The organism is Exiguobacterium sp. N4-1P (genome assembly GCF_002214325.1).
The window spans coordinates 482,413-506,820 of record NZ_CP022236.1; the positions used below are offsets into that span (position 1 = coordinate 482,413).

General features: G+C 44.1%; 22 protein-coding genes and 2 tRNA genes. 12 read left to right on the top strand and 12 right to left on the bottom strand.

Annotated features, from left to right (window positions below; translation table 11 throughout):
• Positions 1 to 99: 99 nt before the first annotated feature.
• The gene (locus A0126_RS02490; RefSeq protein WP_088838422.1) at positions 100 to 783 is read right to left on the bottom strand and encodes an MgtC/SapB family protein; all 684 of its coding nucleotides are present in this window, start codon (positions 781 to 783) and stop codon (positions 100 to 102) included.
• A gap of 114 nt (positions 784 to 897) precedes the next feature.
• On the opposite strand from A0126_RS02490, the gene A0126_RS02495 reads away from it, so the two are divergent.
• Positions 898 to 2,295: a basic amino acid/polyamine antiporter gene (locus tag A0126_RS02495; protein WP_204251430.1), complete on the top strand. Its 1,398-nt coding sequence runs from the start codon at positions 898 to 900 to the stop codon at positions 2,293 to 2,295.
• Between the two features lie 411 nt (positions 2,296 to 2,706).
• On the opposite strand, the gene A0126_RS02500 is transcribed toward A0126_RS02495, so the two are convergent.
• Positions 2,707 to 4,746 carry a sensor domain-containing protein gene (locus A0126_RS02500; RefSeq protein WP_088836319.1) on the bottom strand — a complete coding sequence of 680 codons (2,040 nt, stop codon included), beginning with the start codon at positions 4,744 to 4,746 and terminating at the stop codon, positions 2,707 to 2,709.
• A 181-nt stretch (positions 4,747 to 4,927) separates the two neighbouring features.
• Here A0126_RS02500 and A0126_RS02505 point away from each other — a divergent pair, with 181 nt between their 5' ends.
• From A0126_RS02505 to nagE, 3 genes are all read left to right on the top strand, one after another.
• A complete protein-coding gene (locus tag A0126_RS02505) occupies positions 4,928 to 6,130 on the top strand; it encodes an ornithine--oxo-acid transaminase (protein ID WP_088836320.1) in 1,203 nt (400 codons plus the stop codon).
• 117 nt (positions 6,131 to 6,247) lie between these two features.
• Complete coding sequence (locus A0126_RS02510; RefSeq protein WP_088836321.1) at positions 6,248 to 6,445, top strand: CsbD family protein; 198 nt, start codon at positions 6,248 to 6,250, stop codon at positions 6,443 to 6,445.
• A gap of 159 nt (positions 6,446 to 6,604) precedes the next feature.
• Positions 6,605 to 8,113, top strand: a complete 1,509-nt coding sequence (gene nagE, locus A0126_RS02515; protein WP_088836322.1) for an N-acetylglucosamine-specific PTS transporter subunit IIBC — start codon at positions 6,605 to 6,607, stop codon at positions 8,111 to 8,113.
• 59 nt (positions 8,114 to 8,172) lie between these two features.
• Here the strand turns inward: nagE and A0126_RS02520 are convergent, their stop codons facing one another.
• From A0126_RS02520 to yhfH, 4 genes are all read right to left on the bottom strand, one after another.
• The gene (locus tag A0126_RS02520) at positions 8,173 to 9,081 is read right to left on the bottom strand and encodes an EamA family transporter (RefSeq protein WP_029332642.1); all 909 of its coding nucleotides are present in this window, start codon (positions 9,079 to 9,081) and stop codon (positions 8,173 to 8,175) included.
• A gap of 93 nt (positions 9,082 to 9,174) precedes the next feature.
• Positions 9,175 to 9,825 (bottom strand): YkyA family protein, encoded by a 651-nt coding sequence (locus A0126_RS02525; protein WP_088836323.1) that lies wholly within the window; start codon positions 9,823 to 9,825, stop codon positions 9,175 to 9,177.
• Between the two features lie 12 nt (positions 9,826 to 9,837).
• Positions 9,838 to 10,683 carry a polysaccharide deacetylase family protein gene (locus A0126_RS02530; RefSeq protein ID WP_088836324.1) on the bottom strand — a complete coding sequence of 282 codons (846 nt, stop codon included), beginning with the start codon at positions 10,681 to 10,683 and terminating at the stop codon, positions 9,838 to 9,840.
• Positions 10,684 to 10,903: 220 nt separating this feature from the next.
• On the bottom strand, positions 10,904 to 11,050 hold the full coding sequence (yhfH, locus tag A0126_RS02535) for a protein YhfH (protein ID WP_084157661.1): 147 nt from the start codon (positions 11,048 to 11,050) through the stop codon (positions 10,904 to 10,906).
• A 192-nt stretch (positions 11,051 to 11,242) separates the two neighbouring features.
• Here yhfH and A0126_RS02540 point away from each other — a divergent pair, with 192 nt between their 5' ends.
• Positions 11,243 to 11,869, top strand: a complete 627-nt coding sequence (locus A0126_RS02540) for a nitroreductase family protein (RefSeq protein WP_088836325.1) — start codon at positions 11,243 to 11,245, stop codon at positions 11,867 to 11,869.
• 237 nt (positions 11,870 to 12,106) lie between these two features.
• Positions 12,107 to 12,179, top strand: a tRNA-Val gene (locus A0126_RS02545).
• A 45-nt stretch (positions 12,180 to 12,224) separates the two neighbouring features.
• Here the strand turns inward: A0126_RS02545 and A0126_RS02550 are convergent.
• On the bottom strand, positions 12,225 to 12,794 hold the full coding sequence (locus tag A0126_RS02550; protein ID WP_088836326.1) for a YdhK family protein: 570 nt from the start codon (positions 12,792 to 12,794) through the stop codon (positions 12,225 to 12,227).
• Positions 12,795 to 12,960: 166 nt separating this feature from the next.
• Between A0126_RS02550 and A0126_RS02555 the strand changes: the two genes are divergently transcribed.
• From A0126_RS02555 to A0126_RS02565, 3 genes are read left to right on the top strand one after another with little or no spacing between them, the layout of a single operon-like run.
• Positions 12,961 to 14,322 carry a sensor histidine kinase gene (locus A0126_RS02555; RefSeq protein WP_162288266.1) on the top strand — a complete coding sequence of 454 codons (1,362 nt, stop codon included), beginning with the start codon at positions 12,961 to 12,963 and terminating at the stop codon, positions 14,320 to 14,322.
• Between the two features lie 5 nt (positions 14,323 to 14,327).
• A complete protein-coding gene (locus tag A0126_RS02560) occupies positions 14,328 to 15,011 on the top strand; it encodes a response regulator transcription factor (RefSeq protein ID WP_088836328.1) in 684 nt (227 codons plus the stop codon).
• An 11-nt stretch (positions 15,012 to 15,022) separates the two neighbouring features.
• Positions 15,023 to 15,574: a histidine phosphatase family protein gene (locus tag A0126_RS02565; protein ID WP_088836329.1), complete on the top strand. Its 552-nt coding sequence runs from the start codon at positions 15,023 to 15,025 to the stop codon at positions 15,572 to 15,574.
• Between the two features lie 66 nt (positions 15,575 to 15,640).
• Here the strand turns inward: A0126_RS02565 and A0126_RS02570 are convergent, their stop codons facing one another.
• Together A0126_RS02570 and A0126_RS02575 are read right to left on the bottom strand one after the other, a co-directional pair.
• Positions 15,641 to 17,131, bottom strand: a complete 1,491-nt coding sequence (locus tag A0126_RS02570) for a phytoene desaturase family protein (RefSeq protein WP_088836330.1) — start codon at positions 17,129 to 17,131, stop codon at positions 15,641 to 15,643.
• A 22-nt stretch (positions 17,132 to 17,153) separates the two neighbouring features.
• On the bottom strand, positions 17,154 to 17,699 hold the full coding sequence (locus tag A0126_RS02575; RefSeq protein WP_088836331.1) for a methyltransferase family protein: 546 nt from the start codon (positions 17,697 to 17,699) through the stop codon (positions 17,154 to 17,156).
• A 190-nt stretch (positions 17,700 to 17,889) separates the two neighbouring features.
• Between A0126_RS02575 and A0126_RS02580 the strand changes: the two genes are divergently transcribed.
• Positions 17,890 to 18,366 (top strand): DUF456 domain-containing protein, encoded by a 477-nt coding sequence (locus A0126_RS02580; protein ID WP_088836332.1) that lies wholly within the window; start codon positions 17,890 to 17,892, stop codon positions 18,364 to 18,366.
• 154 nt (positions 18,367 to 18,520) lie between these two features.
• On the opposite strand, the gene A0126_RS02585 is transcribed toward A0126_RS02580, so the two are convergent.
• Positions 18,521 to 21,628 carry an efflux RND transporter permease subunit gene (locus tag A0126_RS02585; RefSeq protein ID WP_088836333.1) on the bottom strand — a complete coding sequence of 1,036 codons (3,108 nt, stop codon included), beginning with the start codon at positions 21,626 to 21,628 and terminating at the stop codon, positions 18,521 to 18,523.
• Positions 21,629 to 21,794: 166 nt separating this feature from the next.
• Here A0126_RS02585 and A0126_RS02590 point away from each other — a divergent pair.
• Positions 21,795 to 21,867 (top strand) — tRNA-Val (locus A0126_RS02590).
• A gap of 88 nt (positions 21,868 to 21,955) precedes the next feature.
• Here A0126_RS02590 and A0126_RS02595 read toward each other — a convergent pair.
• Positions 21,956 to 22,954 carry a PTS sugar transporter subunit IIC gene (locus A0126_RS02595; protein WP_088838424.1) on the bottom strand — a complete coding sequence of 333 codons (999 nt, stop codon included), beginning with the start codon at positions 22,952 to 22,954 and terminating at the stop codon, positions 21,956 to 21,958.
• Between the two features lie 359 nt (positions 22,955 to 23,313).
• Between A0126_RS02595 and A0126_RS02600 the strand changes: the two genes are divergently transcribed.
• On the top strand, positions 23,314 to 24,048 hold the full coding sequence (locus tag A0126_RS02600) for a metallophosphoesterase family protein (RefSeq protein WP_088836334.1): 735 nt from the start codon (positions 23,314 to 23,316) through the stop codon (positions 24,046 to 24,048).
• 49 nt (positions 24,049 to 24,097) lie between these two features.
• Here A0126_RS02600 and A0126_RS02605 read toward each other — a convergent pair whose 3' ends face one another.
• Entirely contained in the window at positions 24,098 to 24,376 is a 279-nt protein-coding gene (locus A0126_RS02605; protein WP_088836335.1) for a hypothetical protein, read from the bottom strand.
• Positions 24,377 to 24,408 lie beyond the last annotated feature (32 nt).

Below are 24,408 nucleotides of genomic sequence, written 5' to 3' on the forward strand. Positions count from 1 at the left end.
GACCCCCCGATTAATTTAAAATAATTTCAGAAAAGTTTGAACATAATGTAAATTTAAGTGAAAATGGATGAAAATGCAACATAAATTTTCTGATAATTCTCACTGATCAAGGTCTATTTGCCCAATTCCGAGCGATTTCAAGTAGTCATAAAGTATGAAAATCGTGACACGGTGAGGCGAGTACATCCGCAATGTCAATTGCTGTGGCGTGCCGCGTAAACGAATATTCGTAATCCGGACCCCTTGTTGTTCGAGCGCTTTTTTAACCGTTTCTGCATCGAGTGTTTCCGGTAAAGTCAAATGAGCGACGATGACGTTTGCTTCAAACCGGCTGTTGTTGAATCGTTTCATGATCCAGGTGATACTTTCGAGCGAAACGAATAGAAAAAGTACGAGAAAGCTTGACTCAATAATGAATCCTGCACCGACGGCAATCCCGATGCCGCTCGCTGCCCAGATAATTGCTGCTGTCGTCAAACCACTGACGATATCATGTGGACGTCGGAGGATGACGCCGGCTCCGATGAATCCAATTCCGGCGACGATTTGGGCGACGATTCGCATCGGATCCATCTGGACATGAGAAGCAATGTTTTCATAAAAAATAACGGAGTTGATTGAAACGATGGTTAACAGGCAACTGATCAGGGTAATTACGAGGCTAGTACGTATACCAACTGGCTTGTTTTTGACTTCACGTTCGAATCCGATAATGATTCCAAATGTTGCGGCAATCATTAATTTATATAAGTCCTCTAGTTGGAACGAATGCACCCATGCCATCATCATCAAATCCTTTCTTTACATTGAAGTGGGTTTTGTTATAATGAACTTTGTGTCTTCGAATGAATATACGTTTAATATGAATAGATATACAGATTTGGAGGAAGTGTTTACATCATGAATCAACAAAAGATTGGTTTTTTTGCATTAGCAGCAATGGTCATCGGTTCGATGGTTGGAGGGGGAGCCTTTAACCTGCCAGGAGCGATGGCTCAAAAAGCAAGTGCTGGTCCGATTTTAATCGGTTGGAGCATTACAGGGCTCGGTATGATTATGTTGGCATTAGTTTTTCAGCACTTGGCGAATAGTAAGCCGGAGCTTGAAGGTGGTATTTATGCGTATGCACGAGAAGGCTTCGGTCGTTTCGTTGGTTTCAATAGCGCTTGGGGGTACTGGGTATCCGCCTGGATCGGTACCGTTGCGAATATCACGTTAGTCTTTAACGCACTCAGTTATTTCTTCCCGATTTTTTCAGCGGAAAATCGACTATTTTTATTGATGATGAGTGTCGTCGTCGTGTGGGGACTGTTTTGGATTGTCTCGAGTGGGATTAAAGAAGCAACACTCGTTAACTTGATTACGACAATCGCTAAGCTTGTCCCCATCCTAATCTTCATTCTGCTCGTCGGGATTGCGTTTAATGTACGCACGTTCAATCTTAATTTTTGGGGAGAGGGAACGGAGCTTGGATCGATTTTTGAACAAGTGAAGGGAACGATGCTTGTCACGCTTTGGGCATTCGTCGGAATTGAGGGAGCCGTCGTCTTATCGTCACGTGCGAACAAGCGGAGTGATGTCGGTAAGGCGACCGTGACAGGTCTCGTCGGCGTACTCGTCATTTACATCTTGATTTCAGTGTTATCACTCGGTGTCCTGACGCAAGAGCAACTAGCCGGATTAAATGAACCGACAATGGCGTATGTTTTGGAAGCCGCAATCGGACCGGTCGGTGCAACCATCATCATGATTGGATTAATTATCTCGTTGTCGGGTGCTTTGCTCGGTTGGACGATTTTAGCTTCAGAGATTTCCTATCTTGTCGCAAAAGATGGAGCTTTTCCAAAAGTGTTCGCGAAGACGAACCGGAACGGAGCACCCGTCGGCGCATTGCTTATCACACAAATTGCGACACAACTCGTTGCGGCGGTTGCTTTGTTCTCGGCCCAAACGTATCTTGTTTTATCGAGTATTGCCGGGATCTGTGCACTTTTACCGTACTTGTTGTCGGCGATCTATAGCGTTCGTTTCTCTAAGGCGGAACGCAATACGAAGATGTTGATTTTCTCTATTATTGCTTCCTTCTATTCGATTTGGCTCGTGTATGCGTCGGGTATTTGGTACATCGTCATTGCAGCATTGGTTTATGCTCCGGGTATCATTGCCTACTCGTTAGCAGAACGTGAGCAAAAACGTAGTGGCATGTCACGTTACGAGATGATCGCGAGCGGTGTGCTCGTAATTTTAGCGGGGATCGCCATTTATGGTATGATCGCTGGTCAAATCCAGTTGTAATCGTAAAAAAGGGCTGACTATTGAGTCAGCCCTTCCGACTGTAGACAACGTGCTATCGGGAGATCAAGCATCTTTTTTCGTTGCTTTCCTCGGGCGAGGCGCAAGCCGTTGCTCCTTGGATCCTAGCGGACAACGAGCAGGGTCTTGCCTGCCTCTGAACGTGCGTCAAAAACGCATTTTTCCCCATAGGAGTCAACGAAATGTGACGCTTTTTAGATAACACCGTGACGGAAAGCCGGGCATGGAGACGGTTTAGAGCGCGAAAGATTGCCGCTTTGAAGACGAGGCGAGACAGGGAAGCGCGAACGGATTGCATCTCGATACCGCATGTTTAGGCTTCTTAATAATTTGTCTACACGCTGAAGGGCTGACTTTTGAGTCAGCCCTTTTTGTATTGTTAAACAAGCGATATCAGCTAGTTGAGGAATTAAATCGTTTGTCGACCTCGTCGGCGGATAAAGGTTTTGCGAAGATGAATCCTTGCATCTGTTGACATGATGTTGTTTTTAGATACGCTTCAGCGCTGGAAGTTTCGACTCCTTCCGCAACTAAATTAAGGTTCAAATTCCGACCTAGTTGAATAATGGAATCTAATAATCCTACATTTCCAACGTCAATCCCATCAATAAAAGTTTTATCGATTTTGAGTTCATCGATTGGAAAAGCACTTAAATATTGAAGTGAAGAATAACCTGTTCCGAAATCATCGATGGACAGGCGGAAACCGAGTGACTTGATCAATTGCATCCGTTCGAGTGTTCGCTGCGTTTGTAGGATAGCGATGTTTTCTGTCATCTCAAGCGTCACTGAGCGAGGCGAGATTATTTTATTTGAAATCAAGTGTTGGAGCGTCCGGATAAAGGAATCGCTTTGGAACTGATGGGGGGAAATGTTGATGGCCATCGTCAGCTTAGGATCAATCGTCTGTTGCCACTTGGCTAGTTGTTCGCACGCCTCGAGTACGACCCAGTTATTGATGGGTGTGATGAGTGCTGCTTCTTCGGCAAGCGGAATGAACTCAGCCGGCGGAATACTTCCGAGTGCTGTATGATTCCAACGCAGCAATGCCTCGAAGCCATTCACACGTCTCGTTTTCAAGTTGATGATTGGCTGATAAGCGAGTGAGAACGCGCCATCTTCCAAAGCTGTAAATAAAGAACGTTCAAGCTGTACTTTTCGTGTAAATTGTTGATCCATTTCATGTGTTAAATATTGAATCGTTCCTGTTCCGACAGCTTTTCCTGAGTATAGTGCCATTTCTGATCGCCGGAATAAATCTTCGAGTGAACTGGCCTCTGACGGATAGAGCGTGATTCCGAACGTACAGGAGATGATTAATGAATGACCATTAATGTAGTAAGGGCGTTGAATGACTTGTTGGAGCTTACGGACGAGTTGGAACAACATATTTCTGTCGGAAGCGGGAATGAGTAGACCGAATAAATCACTCATTGGATGAAAGGTTAAGGTACCTTCTGTCTGCTGTGAGAGACGAATGGCTAATGCTTGTAAAAGTTGATCACCGATGTGCGTTCCGAACGAATCATTGATGACTTTGAAACGATCGATATCAAATAAGATTAAAGCGAGCGGCTGAGTGGGTGAAGCGTGATCGTACATTGTTGCACCTTCTCTTAAAAATCCACGTCGATTGAGCAAGTGTGTCATTTCGTTATGGTGGACTAGAAAATCAAGTTCCTCTTCAAGACGCGTTGTTTCGGTCACATCAGTCCCGATAAATAGGTGTTGGAACCGGACACCGGCCGCATCATAAATCGGAATAAGTGTCGCTTGGAGAAACTTTTTTTCGGACGATGACGTTTCAATCGGTACTTTTCCGGACCAGGCTTTTTTTTGTTTAATTTGCGAGCGGATGGTCATCAATACGTCGTTTTCGGCTGCACTGAGCAACTGCGTCCAAGGGCGCTTGATTAGCTGATTCGGACAAAAACCTGTGAAATCGACCATGTTGGCGTTCGCATAAGCGATAGTGCCCCGTGCATCCAAAACGAGGACACAGGCGATTTGATCAAACGCATAGCGTAAGTCCATCAATCCTTGAAAGAGCGGTTTCGTACCAGAATGTTGAGCGGTTGAAGGAAGACTACAAAAAGAAGCACCTATGACGTATTCATCGCTATCGTCAAACAGTGGTGTGATCAACATTGTCGAGGTCATGCTTGTACCTGTTTTGTGTAAAAAATACGTGTTCGGAAGTTGAATGGCCTGACGACGTTCTAAAAATGATTTCCAAATCTGTTCACTAAAAGCAACGTCTTCCGGATTTAATAACGGAAGTGTTCGACCTAACACTTCATCTGCAGACCATCCCCAATAGTCTTCAGCCGAAGGGTTCCAGATACGAACGGTTAAATCCAGATTTAAGATGAAGGCAGGTAAGGGGAACTTACTCATGACGACTTCATAGGAATCAATGGTCGAACGGTCCATTACATGCACACACTCCTTGTTACGCAAATTGATAGTTCAGTTGTCTTGTCTATTCCCAATATATTCAATCAACATGCAGATAAACCCTCTTAGATGTTTAATTTTTGTATGAAGATTATTTTGAGGAATCTGTTATAATCGATTTGAAAGCGTTTTCTAAAGAGTCAAAGGGGGACTATTTATGAATCAAACAGAAAAAATCATTCAACAGACAGAGCAGTTCGGGGCACATAACTATCATCCACTTCCAATCGTCATTTCAGAAGCGGAAGGCGTCTTCGTCAAAGATCCGGAAGGACGTCAGTATATGGATATGCTCAGTGCTTACTCAGCCGTCAATCAAGGGCATCGTCATCCTAAAATCATCGAAGCTTTAAAACGCCAGGCTGATAAGATTACGTTGACGTCACGTGCGTTCCATAATGATCAGTTAGGTTTCTTCTATGAAAAAGTAGCGAAGTTGACGAATAAAGATATGGTTCTACCAATGAACACCGGTGCAGAAGCCGTCGAAACAGCAGTGAAAGCTGCACGACGTTGGGCGTATGAAGTAAAACGGGTTCCGGGCGACGCTGAGATTATCGTGTGCGAAGGAAACTTCCACGGGCGGACGATGACTGCTGTTTCCATGTCGACGGAAGCAGAATACCAACGTGGTTTTGGACCACTGTTACCTGGAATCAAAACGATTCCCTATGGTGACCTGGAAGCCTTAAAAGGTGCAATCACTGAAAATACGGCAGCTTTCATCGTTGAGCCGATTCAAGGGGAAGCGGGAATCTTGATTCCGTACGAAGGGTTCTTAAAAGACGCCCAAGCTGTCTGTAAAGAGCAGAAAGTCCTGCTCGTGGCTGACGAAATCCAATCAGGTCTCGGACGTTCAGGCAAGTGGTTTGCTTCGGATTGGGACGAAGTGACGCCAGACATGTATATTCTCGGAAAAGCATTAGGGGGCGGAGTCTTCCCGATTTCATGTGTCGCGGCAAATCGGGACGTACTGAATGTCTTTAATCCAGGCTCGCATGGCTCAACGTTTGGTGGAAATCCATTAGCATGTGCCGTTTCAGTTGCTTCGCTTGAAGTACTTGAAGATGAGAAGTTACCTGAGCGGTCGCTCGAACTCGGAACGTATTTCATGGAGAAACTAAAACAAATTAAAAATCCAATCATTAAAGAAGTCCGCGGACGCGGTCTTTTCATCGGGGTTGAGTTGACAGAAGCGGCTCGTCCATATTGTGAAGCATTAAAAGAAAAAGGTTTGCTCTGTAAAGAAACGCATGAGACGGTCATTCGTTTTGCACCGCCACTCGTCATCACGAAAGAAGAGCTCGACTGGGCCTTTGAACGAATCGAACAAGTATTAGGCGCTTCAGTAACGCAATAATGGAGGGATCAAGACTTCCCAGTCGATAATGACGGGAAGTCTTTTTCTTTTTTATGTTTGATTCTTTTAGAGGTGGGAAAATACTATTATTCGCATAAAAAATAGGGGGTAATGAATATGTCAGATAACAGTGGTTTGAATAAAAAGCTCGATGGTGCAGTCGATAAAGCAGCAGGTAAAGCAAAAGAGGCACTTGGTAAAGCAACAGGGGATAAATCAACAGAACGTGATGGGAAGAAAGATCAACTAAAAGGCGGCGCGAAAAAGACAGTCGGAAATGTCCAGCAAGATCTTGAGGATACGAATCGTCATTAATGCATGGCTGAAAGTACCCGAACGTTCGGGTACTTTTTTTATGAATAAATTTGTATAAAGGTCTAGTCATTTAGATGTTTATATGAAATAATAACAGTTGTAAAAGCGTTTTCATTGTTCTATCACAAATCATTATTTACTTAAGAAAGGATGAAGTGTATGTTGCAATTTCTTCAACGGATTGGTAAAGCCTTAATGTTACCAATCGCCGTATTACCAGCCGCAGGGATTGTCTTACGACTCGGATCGGCAGACATGCTGGATATCCCATTGATGGTTGCAGCGGGAGGGGCAATTTTTGATAACCTGCCGCTCATCTTCGCTATTGGTGTCGCAATCGGACTTTCGATTGATGCCAGCGGGGCAGCCGGATTAGCTGGGGCAGTTGGTTATCTCGTTTTAAAAAATGGTGTTGATTCAATGAACAAAGATTATTCCAACGCCCAAATTCAAGCGAAGTATGATGCGATAGCGGCCATTGTCAATGACTCTTCGACGAAAGCTGACGGTGCGACCTTGAGTGCGATTGCGAATCAGGCGAGTCTCGGTTCGATGGTCAATATGGCTGTATTTGGCGGAATCATTGCCGGAATTACAGCTGGGTTGCTTTACAATCGTTTTTATAACATTAAACTTCCAGATTGGTTAGCATTCTTTGGTGGGAGACGGTTCGTTCCGATCATCACCTCTGCTGTCATGCTCGTTTTAGCTTTTATCTTTGGTTACTTATGGCCGTTCATCGAAGATGGGATCAATGGTGCAGGAGAATGGATGGTCAGCCTCGGAGCAGGCGGTGCCGCACTGTTTGGATTCTTCAACCGTCTCTTGATTCCTGTCGGTCTTCATCATGTCTTAAACAATATTTTTTGGTTCGTCTTCGGGTCGTATGAAAAAGCAGACGGGACGATCGTCAATGGAGACATTGCCCGTTTCTTTGCCGGAGATCCGACAGCGGGTATCTATCAGGCTGGTTTCTTCCCGATTATGATGTTTGCGCTACCGGCAGCTGCTGCTGCAATGGTGATGGCAGCACGAAAAGAAAATCGAAAAGCTGTTGCCGGAGCGATGATCGGTTTAGGATTGACTTCGTTCCTAACGGGGATTACGGAGCCGATTGAGTTTTCATTCATGTTCCTTTCACCCGTCTTGTATGTCATGCATGCTGTTTTGACAGGTCTTTCGATGGCCGTCGTCAATTTAATCGGAGTATTGCATGGTTTCTCATTCTCGGCCGGTTTTATCGACTATGCCTTGAATTTTGGAATCGCTACAAAACCGTTGTTGCTGATTCCGGTTGGTCTCGCGTTCGCGGTTATCTATTACTTCCTGTTCTACTTCATGATTACGAAGTTTGATTTAAAAACACCAGGTCGTGAAGATGAATCGCTCGTAACAGACACGGGTATCGTAACAGGTGTTTCAGATGATAAGTATGAGCAACAAGCAGCAAAAATCTTTGCAGGTCTACAAGGTACGGAAAATGTGACGGCGATTGATAATTGTGCAACACGTTTACGTTTACAAGTCAAAGATACAAGTGTAATTGATGAAGCAGCGATTAAAGCCGCTGGTGCAAAAGGTGTCATGAAGATGGGGGCGACAAACGTCCAAATCATCATCGGGACAGATGTTGAATTCGTCGCGGATGCCATGAAACGTCAAAAATAAGTAAACAAAAGACCATCGCTCATGAGCGATGGTCTTTTGTTTTGAAGGGAGATACACTTTTAAGAAAAGTCACGTTGATTGTGCGACGCAGTGACTGTTTTTTGTTTTGGGGCGTGGGCATAAATCGGATAAAAAATACCGACTAAAATGATGATGATACCAATCCATTGCGAGCCCATTAAATGTTCGCCTAAAATGAGCACAGAACAGATAACTGCTGTTGGGAGCTCGGCAGCCCCGAGCAATGAGACGCTGGCAGGACTGAGATGTGGTGCACCTGCAGCAAATAAAAGTGGTGGTAAAATCAAAGCGAATAAGCCGAGTGGAAGGGCATAAAGCAACATTCCATTTTCAAAATTTGTTTCGCTCAAGAAAGTAGTAGGTGGATACATAATCATGACGAAAAGTAACCCACCTGTCATCATATAAAAGCTCTTTTTGATGACCGGAAGATGATTTGCGACACGTCCGCTCGCGAGTAAAAAGATGGAGAAGCTGACCGCTGCTCCTAATCCGAACAACGTTCCGCGGAAGTCAAGCGAACTCGTGTAAGCAGCACTTGCCAAAATGGCTCCGCCAATCAAGAGGATTGCTGACAAGAAGTGTGCCCGTGAAGGTAAGCGTTTCGAAATGATTGAATCGATAACAACACCAATCCACGTAAATTGGAACAATAAGATGATTGCGACGGAAGCAGATATTGTCTGCAGGCTCTGATAGTAAAGGTAACCTGTCGTCCCACTGGAGATGCCGATAATGACCAGTTTCATAGCGGTCGTAGGTGCGAGACGTAGATTTTTTGTAAATAGCGCAAGGATGAAAATCATGAGCCATCCGAAGAGAAACTGACTTCCTGAAACTGTAGCAGAGTCGAAGCCGGCAGCATAAGCTAGTTTGACAATCGTTGAAAGGACACCGTAACTGATAGCGCCGATTAAAACGAAAAGTGTTGCTTTTGATCGATTCATTTAGTTGCCTCCATGTTTTAGAACGCACAAAAAAGGTTGCAACAGGGCCTTGTCCAGGTTTTTTGGACAGGGTTTGGTTGCAACCTGTGTGAGTTATTTAATGTTGAGACCTACCTCTTTGTAAAAGGCGGGTTTTAATTCATTGTAGCGAGCAGTTAAACGATTAAAATCGTTTAACGTAGCTGTAGCCTGACGCGTAATACGATTTAAGTCGGCTGTTGCTTCATCAATCTTAACGAAGTTCGGTTTCTCGGTCAAGTAGGAGAGTAATTTTTCCTCCGCGTTCATTGAAGCGGTATACTGCTTAACGAACGTAGTGAATGCTTGTTCACGCTGTTCGATGACTTCAATCACGCGAGATCCTTCACGTTTCGGTCCGGTTTCGAGTTCTGCGACGTAATCTTTTAATTCTTGCATATCTAACTTGGCGAAAGCCTCTCGGCGCAACGATTGTTCTTGTTCAAGCAAAGAGGATCGTTCTTCGTTTAAAGCCATTAATTCCTCACGTTCATTTTGTGACCGCTTGATTTCCTCGGCTCCTGCATCGAGAACTGCTTGGTACGTGTTAACGGAAATTTCATCTTTTCTACTTCTAGACTCTGCGAGCGTGGTCGCGTCTTGTTCGTATGTTGCGTGCTCCTCGAGTTTGTCATAAAAGTCCATAGAGGAATCTGTTGAACAACCACTTAAAAGTAACGCAGCACAACTCGAGAGAAAAGTGAGAGACAGGTATATTTTTTTCATGAACGAAACTCCTTATAGATTGGATTGCTGAACAAAATTAAACGGAATATGGAAGTCTTCATCATAAATCGAAAACTGATAGCCTTTTTTCTTTAAACCGGCAACGATTGCCGGAAGTGCGCGTAACGTTTGTGGTTGTTCATGTAATAAAATAATTTCGAAGGGATCTTCTGCCCGGTCGATGACAGTTTTTGCGACTTCTTTTGCACTGTCTTTGTAATACCAATCCATCGAATCAATCGACCAGTCCCAGACACGTAGATTCGCAGACGCCACATCATTCGCAATCGTTTTTGAAATACCGGGAGACGAGCCATAAGGAGGACGCGTCAGAAGAGGCGAATGTCCCGTTAACTGATTAATCTTTTTTTGGACGCTCAGCATCTCTTTGACATATTGTTTTTTCTTATAGAGCGTTTCATAGTCATGGGTCTCACTATGCAAACCGATGTAATGTCCTGCTGTTGCGGTATCTTTTACAAACGTCGGCTGGGCGTCGATGTTGCTTCCGATGAAAAAGAAAGTAGCTTTGACTTGTTGTTGCGCCAGTTCATTTAAAATGTCTGTGGTTAAGGCGCTAGGACCATCCTCAAACGTTAAATAGGCGACTTTTTTTGTCACACCATTCCATTGATCGACCCGGGATTTTTCCATGTTAGCAACAGGGACTTGTCCGAGCGTTGTGACCGTTACAGTAGCGAGCTGTTGTTTCGGCTTGATGTATTGATAGGCGATGAATCCACCGACAGAAAGTAAAAGTAAGGTGAATAAAATCGATAGCTTGCGAAGAAATTTGTTCTTAGAATGTCGTTTTCGTGGTCCAAGACCAATCGGATTTCCAGTGTTGTATGAATCCATCGCTGTTATAGCTCCTTTGCAGAAAATCGTATAGGTTAACTGTAACATTTTGTCTGTTTCATTTGTAACAAACATGTTACAAAAAGATAACTGAGTAAGATTTTTCAAATTATGACTCAGTAAGTTAGATTAAAACAGATGATATTTGATTTAAATTAAATATGAAAAAGAGGACAAGCAGACCCGTTTGGATCTGTTTGTCCTCTTTGTTATAGCTCACTTATTGTTCAGTGACTGTGCAATCCGTACATTCGGACTGGTAAGATTCGCATTGTTCATCCATCTCTTTTCCACAGGTAGCACAAGTTTTTGCAGGGAGTTGACGATAAAATTCAGCAGATGTCTCTTGGTAAAGTGGCTGTTCCATTTGTATCTCCTCCTAATGGCAATCAATGTGTATACAACGTTGTTTATATAATCTTATTGTATTAGTACAGATGATGAAAGTCAATAATTGTTTTATAACAGATGAAGTTAAGTAAGTCTTGTCATATGACAGTCGAGAAACAGGATGATACGATATCAAAGTAAATTAGATACTATTAAGGGGGATTACATCATGAACCAAACTTTTTCAGAAACACTGCAAACATTGAATGAACGACGTTCTGTTCGTCATTATGATGCGTCATTTACATTAACTGAAACGGAAGTAAAAGAATTAATCGAATTAACAACAGCTGCACCAAGTGCTTGGAACTTACAACATTGGCATTTTATCGCCTTCCACTCAGAAGAAGCGAAACAACAGCTCGCACCGATTGCTTACAATCAACCAGCCATCACGTCTTCTTCAGTCGTCATCGCCGTGCTGGGTGATACGCAGGCAAACCGTAATTACAATCCGGTCTACGGACCAGCTGTCGAAGCGGGCGGCATGACGGAAGAGTTATTTGACTCGATCAAAGGGCAAGTAGAAGGTGCCTACCAAAGTGCTGCATACGGCCGTGACGCGGCAATGTCGAATGCCAGCTTAGCTGCGATGCAGTTGATGCTCGTGGCAGAAGCGAAAGGGCTCTCGACGCTTGCGATGGGCGGTTTCGATCATCAAGTATTCGCCGATACGTTCATTACGGAAGAGCGTTTTGTACCTGTTATGTTGATTGCTGTCGGTAAAGCCGTTGAAAATGCGAAAAAACGCCCGGCACTTCGCTTACCAGTCGATCAAGTGACAACAATATTATAAAAACAAGGGGCTGACTCAAAAGTAAACATGTGCCACACCCATCTTGTTTAAAAGGAATCACTTGCTTCACGCGACTCTTGCAAAAAAAGCGCGTAAAAAGAAAGGTGATTTCTTTTTGAGTCAGCTCGACTGTTTTTTTATGAAAAAATTATTTTTTTTACGGAAACTACTTGCCAGCTGTTTAGTTTCTTGCTATATTAATAAATGTCCTAGCAAGTACATAACGTACTGCATCATGATTCTGTAGCTCAGCTGGGAGAGCGCTACCTTGACAGGGTAGAGGTCGCTGGTTCGAGCCCAGTCAGAATCATACTAAAAGTCCCGTTCATCATTTGATGAACGGGACTTTTTTAGTTTATTCGTTCGTTTGAAGTTCGTCTTCTGTCACCCACTTGTGATTTTTGACAGTGTCGCCGCCCGTCGTCGGTTTGAAGTCAACCATGTAAACGGTTGTTTGTTCAGCGCTGTCGATTGTTGCTTTGGCACCATTCATACCAGTCATATGATCAGCATCAATCGTCGTCGTGTCACCTTTTTTAAGTGGAGAAGATGGGACTGGTGTTAACTCTTCCTGGACGACCCATTTATGATTGGTCACTTTCTTTCCGCCATCTGTTGGTGTGAAGCTCACGGCATAAACGGTCGTATCAAATGCACCGGCAATTGTCGCTTCCGCTCCATCCATTCCTTTCATATGCTTCGACGACATGATTGCTGTTGAGCCGACCTCGAATTTAGGATTTGCTGCTTTTTTAATACCCTCCGGTAAATCCCCGTCACTTGAATGCATCATTCCTTCATGTGAATCGTCCTGCATTTCACTCTGCATGTCATTGTGGTTTGCTTCTTTATCTTGATCATTCCCGCATGCACCAAGCAATAAGGCAGTCGATAATGTGAGGCTTGCTACGATTGTTTTCTTCATTTTAAATTCCCCCTGTATAATGTGATGACACGATTACTTTACCCATTATTCGTGCAGAAACCGTGCAGAAAGCGTGACATTTCTGCATCCTGTACCTTTCAGTTGAAGTCTAAAATCAATTGGTGTTTATAATGAACAAGAAGAGCATGGTATGAGGAGGGATGACTTGAAACGCATATCGCACTATATCGGAGTACTATTTTTGAGTGCTTTTTTAGTGACTGGAGGTATTTTGTTTGGTGCTTTGTACTTGAATCTTGTCGAAGATCGTTCGGATGAAGTCATGTTAGGTCTATTGAATCGGGGGGATACGCATCGTGACGTACTCGAGCAGTCCTTCACGGAGCAGACGATTCATCATGTCAGTTTGATGGAATCGACGTCCGAGTTCACGGTTGTCGTGACCGATCAATATGGACAAATCAAAAGTACATCTGACCGACTGACGGATGAGATGCGACAAAAACTTGTCCATACCGACTTTACATACCAGCAAAACAGTCGGATTGTTAATCCATCCGAGACGAAAGGGCACTACTTGATGACAGATAGCCCGATCACTGTATCGGGAAAACACGTAGGTCATGTGTTCATGTTCGCCCAGGCAGATTTAATACAACGAGTAGTTGATCCGTTAACCCGGCAATTTATACGAATGGGAATCGTCGCACTCGTCTTGACGGTCTTTGTTGTTTGGTTCTTTACGCGGGTGATTTCACGTCCTTTAATCGAAATGGAACGGGCGACGGCAGAACTTGGTAGAGGGAACTTGTCTGCTGATTTGCCGGTCGAACGGCAAGACGAACTAGGCGCGTTGGCACGTTCGATTACAAAACTTGCGAAAGATCTCGATCTTCTGAATCGGGAACGTACCGAATTTTTAGCAAATGTTTCCCATGAATTGAGAACACCGTTAACTTATATGAAAGGTTATGCGGATATCTTAAGCCGACCTGATTTAACAGAATCTGAAAAAGCTTCGTATATTAAGATTATTCAAGAGGAAAGCATGCAGGTGACGGAATTGATTGAGCAACTTCTTCTATTAGCACGTTTAGATGAAAATGAATTCTTGATTAAACGGTTACCGGTATCACTTGAGCAACTCATTCCATCACTTGTCGAGAAAGTTCGTCCCGCGATTGAAGCGGAAGGATTAACACTAACGGTCATGGGTGACGCTGTAACGATTGAAGGAGATGACGTTCGTCTCGGTCAAGTCGTATTGAATCTTCTTGATAACGCACGGAAATATACAGAAACCGGATCCATTGAAATCAATTATGGTAGAAATTCAGGTGGGCCCTTTTTTGCGGTTCGAGATACGGGGATTGGGATAGAGGAAAATGAAATCAAGCGGGTCACAGAACGGTTGTACCGAAGTGAACCGTCGCGCTCTCGGAATCGTGGCGGATCAGGAATCGGTCTGGCGATTGCGAGTGCCATCGTCAAAGCGCATGGGGCTAGCTTAGAGATTAAAAGTCGAAAAAATCAAGGGACGACAGTAACTGTCCAATGGGAGGTGTAACAAAGATGGCACGTATATTGATCGTGGATGATGAAGCACGTATGCGGCAGTTGCTTCAGTTATATTTAAAGCCCTATGGACACATTTGTTTTTTAGCTGAATCAGCAGAAAAAGCCTTACAACTCGTTCAAACGGTTCCGATTGACTTAGCATTACTAGATGTCATGATGCCCGAAGTCGACGGTTGGAAATTATGTCAAACTATCCGGCAGTTCGCTGATTTTCCAATCATTATGGTGACAGCCCGAAATCAACGAGAAGATGTTTTGCGTGGTCACGAAGTCGGCGCAGATGACTATGTTTCAAAACCGATTCAAGAAGGAGAGTTGCTTGCTCGAATCGAATTGTTAATCGGGAAGTCTCGAAATGGAGAAATTAATTTTCATGGTCTTCAGTATAATTCTGCTGCCTATCGCTGTGAATACGAGGGTCAGCGAATTTCACTTACGAAAAAAGAATTTCAGTTACTCGGAAAACTGCTACATGCCAAGAACACGATCCTTTCGCGGGAACGTTTATTGGAATCTGTTTGGGGTTATGAAAACATGCTTGAACCTCGAACCGTCGATTCGCATATTCGACATGTCCGAGAAAAATTACGTGACGCGGAATTTCCGATTGATCGGTATTTAGAGACGGTTCGGGGAATCGGTTATCGGTTAACGGATTACCCGGATTGGTCAACATAAGGGGGAATATCATGACGACTATCTATCTTGTGCGCCATGCGCATTCAACGTATTCAACCGATGAACGAAATCGTCCGTTATCGGCGAAAGGAAAGCAAGATGCCGAAGCATTAGTTTCAGTGTTTCAAAATATTGCAGTAGATCATGTGTATACGAGTCCATACAGGCGAGCACGTGAAACAGTTCAACCTTTAGCAGCAAATCGGAGGCTCGCTGTTAAGGAACAGTCAAATTTCGCGGAGCGAGTGCTTGCTCCGGGGGCCTTGGCTGATTTTCAAGAAGCAGTCCGTGTCGTTTGGGAACATCCGGATGATAATCCGTACGGTGGTGAGTCGAATCAAGTGGCGACAGAACGTGTCGTCGCAAGTACGATCGAGTTACTGCGGACGCATCAAGAAGAGGTGCTTGTCATCGGAACACATGGAAACATCATGGCCTTATTGATGCAGCATTTTGATGCGCAGTATGACTATGCCTTTTGGCAAACGTTACCGATGCCTGCTGTGTACCGACTCGACTTTGAAGGGGAATGCTATAGCGGAAGTCGGCAAGTCACAAGGTGAACTAAAAGAGGCAGTGACTTCCGTGTACGTACCGGAAATCACTGCCTCTTTTGTATAGGGTCATACTTAAACGTTGACGGCGCCTTCATGTTTCTTAATCAAGTCTGCCGTCAGTTGGCCGGACAATGTGACCATCGGCACACCGCCACCTGGGTGCGTCGAACCACCGACGAAGTAAAGTCCCTCGTACAGGTCACTTTTCGAAGGGATTTTAAAGCCGCCGTTCTTTTTCCGATCTGCAGCGACACCGTAAATCGAACCGCCATTCGGTCCATAGAGTGATTGTAAGTCTTCCGGTGTAAAACGATATTCGAATTCAATCGAATCGCGTAAACCGTCTAGTCCCATCCGTTCAAGTTTGTCGAGGACGACTTCGCGATACGCATCCCAATCCGTTTTACCAGCGGGGTTTTTCGTAAGGGGAGGAACGTGCGTCAAAACGAATAGATTGTCTTTTCCTTCCGGTGCCTGTGAAGCGTCAGATTTCGACGAGACACCAACATAAATCGTTGGATCTTCAGGTGGTACACCATCCTTGAACATTTGTGCAAATTCGCGTTCTGGATTTTCCGAGAAGAAGAAATTATGATGTTTTAATGATTCGTATTCACGGTTGACTCCGAGTAACAAGACGAGACCAGACACAGAAGGAACAAACGAATCATTTAACTTTTTCGCTTGTTTGCCTGCTTTTTTGTCCGGAACAAGGTTTTGATAAGTCGGAATGACTTCGAGATTCGAGACGACGACATCAGCCGGGTAAAACGTACCGTCTTTTGCCTCGACACCGACTGCGCGTTTTCCTTCGACGACGACACGTTCGACCGGCGTGTTGACGTGAACAGTGACACGCAATTCGTCAAGCAATGCTTGCATCGCTTCAGCAATCTTATACATACCGCCTTTGACGTAATAGATGCCAATTCCCATTTGGACATAAATCATTTGGTTGAAGACGGCAGGTGCTTCGTATGGATTGGAACCGACATACATCACCATGTAATTAAACAATTGCTCGAGATGTTTGTTATTCAAATGTTTTTTTGTTCCACTCGCAACTGTATTCAACGGATCCATCTTAAGTAACTCGGACATCGTATGGTATTTCTTTAAATCTTTTAAGTCTTCAAGACTATATTTATAAAAGCTATCTAAACACAGGTCATACATTTTTTTAGAGTAACCGAAGAGTTCAACAAAATCGGCTTGATCCGAAACTTTTTTAAATTCATCGAGCATGCCAGGTAAGTCACCTTTGACGTCGAGTTCTGTCCCGTCTTCGAAAAACGTCCGCCATTGAGGTTCGATTCGTTCAATTTCTAAGTAGTCTTCGAGGCGACGATGCACGCTTGAGAAAAGTTGTTCGAGGACCCAAGGCATCGTTAAGATAGAAGGACCTGTATCAAACGTAAATCCTTTCCCGCTTCGTTGATTCAACTTCCCACCGACATTGCCGTTCTGCTCGAGCATCGTGACGGCATAACCGTCTCCCGCGAGACGGATCGCTGCTGACATTCCTGCTAAACCTGCTCCGACAACCACTGCTTGTTTTTTCAATAGAATCACTTCTCCTTAGAATTTAATAAATGAAAGGAATCAAACGTTTTCGTGTCGTCGCCCATTGCGTATAAGCTGGACCAAAACCGGCTGTGAGTAACGTTTCTTCAATTCGAATCCGGTGGCGCAACATAAAGAACATCACAAGACCGGCAACAATCGTAACGATCCAATTAGCAAAAAATAACGGGAAACCGATCGTGATAAACAATAGTCCAGTATAAAGTGGGTGGCGTAATGTCCGATACGGTCCCGTACTGACAAGACGGTCACCCGTATTTACCGTAACGTGCCGCGTAAATTGGTTCTTTAGGTGGAGAATGCCCCAGTAACGTAAAAAGACTCCGCCTCCTAAACAACCTAGTCCGATAATTTGTCGAGGGAGACTTTCGTCTGTTCGACTGAATAGCAACGAGAAAATAATTGTGAGAGACAACGTTATGAAAATTAAGTAGAAACTACGTTGTTCTGCGTATGGAGATGATTCTTTTTGACGATTTCGAAAGAGAAACAATTCGAGTAGCCAAAACAGTGATACGAGGATGAAGGCATAATCTAAAATTGACATCACAGATTCGCCCCTTACATGATTCATTATTTAGAAAAAGCACGTACATGTTATTTTACCCAAAGTTATAGAATTTCAATCGTCTAAAGTCTGCTAAAAGGTTTCATATGGATATAAAAATGGTAAATACTTGATGTATGCTTCGTCGTTCAGTTGTATCGGTCCGTCTGGTATGAAAGAGGTGGAAGCTGTGGCTAAAAAAGATGAAAAGCATCATATCATTACGTTAACGTTTGAAGAAGAATCAACATCGTATCAAGTGTTCAGTGAACTGAAGAAGTATCATGCGAACGGGCAAGTGGATTTTGAGCAAGTCGCAATCATTAAACGAAGCGAGAATGGAGCATTTTCGTTTGAGGATGCCGTTGATTTAAGTGGTTCGAATAAAGCGTTTAAAGGTTCATTGATTGGGATGGCCGTAGGTATACTGGGTGGTCCGTTCGGGATTCTCCTCGGTTCGATGACTGGTATGCTGATTGGTGGATCAAAAGAATTGAAAGAAAACCAAGCGATTCAAGAGACGTTTAAACGGACGTTAGGGGTCATACCACCCGGGAAGACAGGGGTGATCGCGATTGGTGAGGAATTTGAACCATCAGTTTTGGATGGCCTAGTCGCAAAACATAACGGAACGATTGAACGGACAGATGAATACCTTGAAAAATAAAGAAGTGACGAGACAAAGTGCCGTGCTTTCTTCCACTCGCTTTCTACCGGCAAGACCGCTTCACCCGAGGAAGGCAACGGAAAAGGAAGAAGATTCGTATTGTTATCTGTACACGCTGAAAAACCCTTCTCGCACAGGCGAGAAGGGTTTTTCGTTACGCTTTACGTTCTTTTTTGATCTTTTTGAAGAAGAATAACTCATAGACGACAGGTACGATGATTAACGTTAAGAGTGTTGAAGTCGTTAACCCACCGATAACCGTCAACGCAAGACCTTTTGAAATCAGCGTTCCGGACGAAGTCGTTAGAGCAAGTGGAACGAGCGCCATAATTGTTGCGAATGCCGTCATCAAGATTGGACGGAGACGTGTTTTACCAGCTTCGATGAGCGATTCACGAATTGGTAATCCACGGGTGACATTTTGTCCGATACGATCGACGAGAACGATTGCGTTCGTCGTTACGATACCGATCAACATTAAGAATCCGATCATGACACTGACGGACAATGGTTCGTTCGCTAAGAAGAGTGTGACGAGTGAACCGATTGGTACGAAAATGAGCGATGACAAGATGATGAATGGGATACGCGCCTTGCCGAACGTAATCAGCATCGTCAAGTAGACGAGACCAATCGCAACGACGATTGCGATTCCGAGTGACTGGAAGATTTCGACCGTATCATCATTACCGCCACCACTGGTGAGAGATACACCATCGGGTAACTCAATTTTCTCGACATCTGCTTTAACGTCACTCGAAACCGTTTGGACGTTATCGCCTTTCACTTGTCCTGAGACACGTGCGTAGACTTTTCCATCGAGTTTCTGAACCGATGTGAACGTATCGACTGCTTTGACTGTAGCGACATCTTTTAAAGGAACAGGACCTGTCGCTGAGAACAATTGAACATCTTCAAGATCTTCACGTGATGTTAACTCTTTTGCATAAGACAATTGAACGTCTTGTTCCTTATCGTCGAGTGTCAACGTGCCGACCGTGACCGGTTTCGTTTGGTCATTGACGGTACCGAGAATTTGGAAACCAGAGAGACCGAGGTCGCTTGCTTTCTCTGTATCAATTTCAACGAGGAATTGCTTTTGTTTTTCACTAAAGTTATTTGTAACATATTTTAAATCACTGTTTTCTTTCATATTGTCTTCGACTAATTTTGCTGCTGTTTGAAGCGCTTCGAGATCATTCGAGAACAAATCGATGTCCACGTTATTGTTCGAAGGAGGACCACCAGTCGAAAGTTCGGCGATGCTGATTTTAGCATCAACATCGTCTGCGGCTGCAATCTCATCCATTTGTGATTCAAGTGACTTGATTGTTTTTTCGACATCAGCATCTGCTTTTAAGTTAAGGAAGTAACTTGCCTTATTATCGAGACGAAGACCTGTCGTGAAGTCACGCGCTCCGACAGACGTCGTCACATCGTCAATCGCTTCTTCATCGTCAAACATCTCTTCCATCTTCAGTGAGACGTCACTTGTTTTTTCAAGTGATGTCGCAGCCGGAAGCTCAAGCGATGCTGTCAATGTTTTAGAAGCTTCATTCGGAATAAACGTAAAGCCAAGTTGCGGTACGATGGCGAGTGATCCACCGAGGAGTAAGAAAGAGACAATCAAGATAATCGCTTTATGGGATAATGATTTTTCAATCAATGTCCCGTACCAGCGTTGGAGGACGCCTTCTTTTTCTTCCGCCGGAACCTTTTTGAATGCAAACTTCGCTAAAATCGGAACAATCGTAATCGCGACGAGCAATGAAGCGAGTAGCGAGAAGATGATGGTTAAAGCGAATGGTAAGAAGAACTTACCAGTAATTCCACCAACGAATCCGATGGGTAAGAACACGACAACGGTCGTTAATGTCGATGAAGTAATCGCTTTTAAAATTTCCTTCGTCGACTGTTCGATGACTTCATTAGTCATCCCTTGTTCTGACTTGCGGACCCTTCGGAAAATGTTCTCGATGACGACGATACTGTCATCGACGACCCGACCGACCGCGACAGCCATCCCACCAAGGGTCATGATGTTCAGTGAAATGTCCTGCCAGTTCAAGAAGATCGCAGCAATCAATAGTGAAAGTGGAATCGAGATGATTGCGATGATGGTCGCACGAATATTACGTAAGAACAGAAGTACAGCAATCGAAGCGAATAGAGCACCGAGAAGTCCTTCTTTGACGAGTGTCGAAACGGACTCTTCGATATCTTTTGCTGAATCAATCCCGATTGTATAATCGATTTGATCCTCATATTTGTTGAGAATTTTTGTGACTTGATCAGCGATTTCAACTGTGTTGGCATCCTGTTTTTTTGTGATTGCCATCGAGAGTGAATCTTTTAGGTTATAACGCGTTTTTTCGCTCTGTTTTGAGACGGATTCAATGTCCGCAATATCTTTTAAACGAATCGGTTCTGCTGGTTCTTGAGGTGCCTCCTGACCAGTTGCTTCAGTTGGTGCACCTGTTCCTCCGGTAGCACCAGTAGATGGTCCTGTTGGAGCAGCTGCAGTACCGATGGACGATGTTAATTGTAGATTTTTGATTTTGTCGAGATTTTCAAGTTTTTCTTCGACACGAATTGGAATCTTGGAATCACCTTCCGCAAGTTGTCCAGATGGGAAGGAGACGTATTTGGCATTGATTTGATCTTTAATACTTGAGAGCGACAGACCGGCTGCTGTCGCCTTCTTTTTATCAACGGTAATTTGGACGAGGTCATCTTTGTAACCACCGACCGAAACGCTGTTGATACCTGGGATTTTGTTCAATTCTGGCTCAATTTGATCTTTTAATAGTGATTCAATGTCTTCTCCGTCTTTGCTAAAGAAGGAGATATTATAGATGGGGAACGAACCAAAGGAGAAGCGGTTTAATTTAGTACTTGCTTCTTCAGGTAAGTTTGCATCCTGGATCGCCGCATCGATTTGTTGCTCGACTTGGTCCATATCGGTATCAAACGGGAATTCAATATTGATGATCCCGATGCTTTCGTACGCAGAACTCGAAATTTTTGTTGATCCCTCAATCCCTTTGAGAGCGGTTTCGAGTTTTGAGACGACTTGTTGATCGACATCCTCAGGGGATGCACCGGGATAAACGGCTTCAACTGAAATTTGCGGGAATTCGATTTCAGGAAACTGGTCGACCTTGAGTTGGGTAAATGAATAGACCCCGCCTAACACTAAAAGAATAGCGATGATAAATACAGCGACAGAGTTTTTTAAGCTAAAACGTGTTAAAAAGTTCAAAAGATGTCCCTCCTTTATTTTTGTATGTGCTTAATTACATACTAGACGACGGTTTAAAGGGCTGCAACTTTAAAACGGTTTAATTTTTATGAAAAAGTTAGAAAAAACACTTTACACTTTTCGATATGCTGATATAATAAAGACATACCCAGCAACACGATATCATGATTCTGTAGCTCAGCTGGGAGAGCGCTACCTTGACAGGGTAGAGGTCGCTGGTTCGAGCCCAGTCAGAATCATACCGAAAACTCGTTCATCTTTTGATGAGCGAGTTTTTTTTGTCGTTAAAAAAGCTATTCCCTTAATTGAACGGGAATAGCTTATACTTTATTGGATTTCAAGGTGGAGATCGCCAACTTTTGTCCAACCGAACAATGTTGTCGCCCGGTAGAAGACGAATGTGAGGACGCCGGGTAAGAGAATGCCTGTAACAACGAAGACGGCGAACGCGTTAAACCCTTGATTGACGAAAATATTGAGTGGCGCAATCATCGAGTTCAATCCAAGTCCAGCTAACTCATATGGAACTTTTAATGACAACACGAGTGTTGCGACCGGCGCTGAGATCATAGCTGCTAAAAACGGTGCGGCTACAATTCGCGGATTCTTGACGATATTCGGAAACTGAACTTTTGGTGTCACGAAGAACGAGGCAATCAAACCGCCGGGATCGGTTTGGCGATAGGCCATCAAAGTAAAACCGACGAATTGTGCGGAACAGCCGATAAGCGCAGCGGCACTTGCGACGGGATCAAGCTGAAGCGCAATGGCGAGTGCTGCAGATGAAGCAGGAGACATTAAAATTACGCTAAAGATGAGTGCGATGACGAGTGAAGTCGCGATTGGCGATGTTTCGACAGAAGATGTGACCATTGCACTGAATTTTGTAAGTAAGGGTGTCGTTACGGCAGCAGCACCAAGACCAGTGATGCCTCCTGCAAGTACGGCACACATTGGAATCACCATCATGTCGAACTTCGTTTTGCCTGTCATTCGTTTTCCGACATAAACAGCGACGGCTGCAGCAATCAACGCACTGATCGGTTGACCGGGAATTAAGACGAGACCGGCTTCAGTCGGCTGGAGGGCAGCACCACCGATTGTTGCCGCAATCATTGCGCTGAAGAGAACGAGCGTATTACCACCAAGTTGATAGGCGATGCCGGCACCGAGCGCCGGGGCAAGTAAAACTTTTGCGATGCCGCCAATCGTCAGTAACACTTCGATATGTAATAAGTTTCCGAACGTCTCAATCAATAAGCCCACGCCAAGTGTAACGAGCACTGCATTCGCCATCCCGGCTGATACCTTTACCATTCGATCCATCGCATAATCCTTCACTCTTCTTCATCCTCTCTATTTTTCCATTAAAAAAACCTATCCGTTAACTGGATAGGCGCCATGAATAGTGCGGGCGCCTCATTCGATGCATCGAAAGGAGGGCCCAAAAATCGATTCCGGAAAATCTCGGAAAAGTTTTCAGTCCCTCGTGCATAGAATAATCAGTCGGCCCGCAATTTGTGGAAGGTACATCGTGTCGTGCTCCTCTCGCTTGAATTTTTCTAAGCCTAACATGCATTAAATGAATAATCAATATTTTCTGACAATTTATTTTTCAGTTCACTTTCAGCTTAAAAGAGGAAAGGAAGAAGAAACGTTAGTAAACCTGGAATGGAGGCGGTTACATGAAATTTGCACTTATTACAGATATTCACGGCAATGCGTCAGCGTTAAAAGCAGTCCTTGACACAATCAATCAAGATCCAGATATTGAGACGATTTATTGCCTCGGTGATTTGGTCGGAATCGGTGCCGAGACGAATGAAGTGATTGACTTGATTCGAAGTGATAGAAAAATTCGGACAATCAGTGGAAACCATGATGAAAATGTCTTGGCATTATTGAATGGGGAACGGTATCCGGACAGTTATCTTCATGCGAAAGCACATCACAGTTGGGTTGCGAATCAATTAACGGCAGAAAATCGAGTTTTTTTAGGGCGACTGCCGCGGACCATCTCAAAAGTAGTTGAATCACGGCGTATCCTGTTCACGCATTATGCCTATCGGGACGTGCGGGCAATGATTGGAGAAGAACCGCTTCGTCCGACGGTTGATGGTAATAAAGAAACACTTCCGCAGTTATTTGCTGATACGAGTGCCACCCTGATTTGTTTTGGGCATCACCATCCGCGACAGTTCGTTCAAGTAAACGGAACGACATATGTGAATCCGGGAGCGTTAGGGTGCCAACCGGAGGCAATCGCACCATTTGCGGTCGTGTCAGGAGATAGTGAGAACTGGGACGTAGAATTTATGGATGTACCGTATGATGACGCGGCGTACCTCGAATCATTTAATGCGTCAGACATGCCGTCAAAAGAGTTGTTACGGAAATTGTTTTTAGGGGGAAGAAGTTGAAGTCGATAGATAAAAGAGAGGGCGCCGAGAAAGACGACGCCGCTTTGACTTACGAAATAAAAAATCTTACGATGTACGCAATGATGAGGATGAAGAAGAGGACGAGCCCGATATTTCGTTTGAGGCGGTTGCGTTTCCAATGAAAGAGTAGTGACAGGATCGGGGCAAGCAGAAAGCCTGCAAACAGTGCGACTAGCGTCAAGATGAAAAACAGGAAGTCCGACGAGTTGCTGCTTGCCGTATAGGATTTCCACATATCAATCAGTGAAATGATGACGTAGACAAGCAGAACCAAGAGATAAAGCGGGAGAAGCATATACGATTGCATACAGGGTAACACTCCATTCAAGCAAGATAGTT